Source organism: Allobosea sp. CER48 (genome assembly GCF_044752385.1).
Lineage (GTDB): Bacteria > Pseudomonadota > Alphaproteobacteria > Rhizobiales > Beijerinckiaceae > Allobosea.
In genome coordinates this window covers 1-2,936 of the sequence record NZ_JBIWYK010000398.1, presented here as the reverse complement: position 1 = coordinate 2,936, position 2,936 = coordinate 1, and the positions used below count along the sequence as shown (strand labels likewise).

Here is a 2,936-nt window from a genome sequence, read left to right as displayed (position 1 = left end):
CCCGCTCGACATCGCCGTCTTCGCGAAGGAGCCCGGTTGAGAAATGCTTGCCCTTGCGGCCGTGCTGACGCAGTTTGCGGGCCGTTTTTCCGGATGATGTCCCTTTGACCGAAACTTCTTCCCATCCGCTGCTCAGCGTTGTCGTGCCCGTGCGCAACGAGGTCGGCAACATTGCCCCGCTCGTTGCCGATATCGAGACGGCGTGCGCAGGCATCGGCCCGTTCGAGGTCGTCTATGTCAATGACGGCTCGAGCGACGGGACGGCCGACAGGCTGGCGGAACTCGCGGCGACGCGGCCCTGGCTGCGCGTCGTGACCCATGCCGAATCCTGTGGCCAGAGCGCCGCGGTGCGCAGCGGCGTGCGCCATGCGCGGGCGGCAATCGTGGCGACGCTCGATGGCGATGGCCAGAACGACCCGGCCTTCCTGCCGCAGATGGTCGAGACTTTGCAGAAGGGCGGATTGCAGGCCGGCCTCGTGCAGGGCCAGCGCTTGGGGCGCAAGGACACCGGCTTCAAGCGCTGGCAGTCGAAGATTGCCAACGGCGTGCGGGGGCGCGTGCTCAAGGACGACACGCGCGACACCGGATGCGGTTTGAAGTGCTTCCGGCGCGAGGCCTATCTGGCGCTGCCCTATTTCGATGCGCTGCACCGCTTCATGCCTGCGCTGATGGCGCGCGAAGGCTACGAGGTGCTGCACGCCGATGTGCGCGATCGCCCGCGTCTCACCGGCGTCTCGAACTACGGCTTCTTCGACCGGCTCTGGGTCGGCATTCTGGACCTCGCCGGCGTCTGGTGGCTGATCCGCCGGCGCAAGCGCGTGCCCCGGATCGTTTCGGAGACGGTGTGATGCTGATCGACCTGCAGCAAGCCATCGGCGACTATTTTCACGATGTCTTCGTCAACAACATCGACTGGTGGGTGCTCCTGGGTGTCGTGGCGCAGGGCCTCTTCACCATGCGATTCGTCGTGCAGTGGCTGGCAAGCGAGAAGGCTGGGCGTTCGGTCGTGCCGATGACCTTCTGGTGGTTCTCGATCGGCGGCGGCGCGCTGCTGCTGATGTATGCGATCTACCGGCGCGACCCGGTCTTCATCCTCGGGCAGGGCTTCGGCGTCTTCGTCTATGTCCGTAATCTGCAATTCGTGCTGCGTGCCAAGGCGCGCGGTGAGGATACGAATTCCGGACCGGGCTGAGCGCTCAGCTGCGCTGCGGCGCTGCGGGCTCGGCGGTCGCGCCCTGTGCCGGAGAGGGCAACGGATCGGGTTGCTGCTGCGGCTTGCGCATGGCTGCTGACAGGCCGGGATAGCGCTCACGATACGCCTTCAGGAATTCGGAAACGCTGTCGGCATTGGCGGTCGCACGGGCCATCTCGCGGATGTCGGCGGGACGTGAGCGACTGGCGCCGGTGACGAAGGCGAAGGTGCGGGCATCGGCGCTGCGTGCCATCTTCGGAGCAAACTTGCTCCGCAGCCTGTCGAGAGACAGGGCTTCGTTCGCCATCACATAGGAGACGCCGGCGCGCATCACATCGGCGCGTTCGGGGTCCGTCAGAGCTGCGTCACCGCGCCAGCTCTCGTCGAGGATGCGTTCATAGGCCTCGCCGGCCTCCTGCCAGCGCCGCGCTGTCCACAGGATGTCGGCGCGCAGGCGGTCGACCTCGGCGCCGCGTTCGCGCTCCAGCATCTCCAGCGCCTGATCCGAGCGGGAGAGATCGGAGAGCGCCTTCGCCTCGAGCAGCATGCGGGCGCGCTTGACGTCGGCGGGGAGCTCGACAAGCCGGGTCGAGTTGAGGGCGCGGACCGCTTCGGCCGGCTTCCCGTTCATCAGCTCGATCATGGCGAGGCGGGCGGCCACGGTCGAGCGAGCAGCGCCGGTCAGGCGGCGATCCATCTGGTATCGCAGGATCTCTGCCGCCTGATCGAGCAGGTCTAGCTCGACCAGCCGGTCGGCGAGCAGACGCGTGATTTCGTCGCCGCGGCGGCCGATCGGCAGGAACTCCTTGAAATCGTAGAAGAGCGCCAGTGTCTCGATGCGCGGCAGCTCGCCCAGGCCCTTGCCTGCGAACAGCTCGGCGAATCGCTGCGCCGTCTCGTCATGCATCCGCCGCGTCAGGGGATCGTCCGGGAAGATTTCGTTGGCGCGGCGAGCGACCATGAAGGCGTCACGCCAGCGATGCTGGTCTGCATAGAGCCTGCCGAGTTCGGCCAGCGTTTCGATCTCGAGCCGGCCGCCGCGCCAGATCACCGAGACGGTCTCCAGCCGGGCGATGGCTTCGTCCGATTTCAGGTCTGCCCGCTTCTCGGCGGCAGCGAGCCTGACCGCACGCAGTTGCGCCTCGGCGGCGACCGGCCTGCTCCTGGCCCCGAAGAGAGGCTTGTAGCCATTCATCGCCGCCTCGGGGCGCCCGCTCGCATCATCCAGCCGGGCCTGCAGCAAGGCGAGGCGTTCCTGATCGAAGCTGCCGCGCGGCATGTCGGAGAGTGCGCGCACCTGCCGCTCGGCCACGCCCATGTCCTGCACGGCTAGCGCCGCGCGCACGATGGCCTCGCGGAACTCTCCCTGGAGGTCGACAGGATAGCGGTCGAGAGCAGCTTCCGCCCGGCGGAAGCCCACCAATGCCTGCGCGTTCCTGTCCAGGCGCTGCTCGACCATGGCACGCCAGAGCCCGGCCTCCACGTCGTCCCTGATCGGCTCGGCATTGAAGGCCGTCAGCGCATCCTGGTTGCGATGCATCTGTGCCGCGATGACGCCCTGGAGGAAGAGCGCTTCGCGGCTGCTGCGCGTCGCAGGATCATCGGCCATCATCGCGCCGAGTGGGCCGGCGGCCTCGGGCATCATGCCGTTGGCGGCATAGAAGCGGGCGAGCGCGAGGCGTGCCTCCGATTTCCGGCCGCGCGAAGCGTCGGTGACGTCCAGCATCAGCGCGCGCGCCTGATC

At 67.6% G+C, this 2,936-nt stretch carries 2 protein-coding genes and 1 pseudogene; 2 read left to right on the top strand and 1 reads right to left on the bottom strand.

Translation table 11 applies throughout. The annotated features are described in order from the left end of the window. Nucleotides 1-104: 104 nt before the first annotated feature. Nucleotides 105-848, top strand: a complete 744-nt coding sequence (locus ACIPIA_RS13490; protein WP_400510287.1) for a glycosyltransferase family 2 protein — start codon at nt 105-107, stop codon at nt 846-848. Next, nucleotides 848-1,192, top strand: coding sequence for a lipid-A-disaccharide synthase N-terminal domain-containing protein (locus tag ACIPIA_RS13485; RefSeq protein ID WP_400510285.1), 345 nt, complete (start codon nt 848-850; stop codon nt 1,190-1,192). Before ACIPIA_RS13490 ends, ACIPIA_RS13485 begins: the two co-directional genes overlap by 1 nt. Nucleotides 1,193-1,196: 4 nt before the next feature. On the opposite strand, the pseudogene ACIPIA_RS13480 reads toward ACIPIA_RS13485, so the two are convergent. Further along, nucleotides 1,197-2,936, bottom strand: a pseudogene (locus tag ACIPIA_RS13480) (hypothetical protein); the annotation flags it as partial.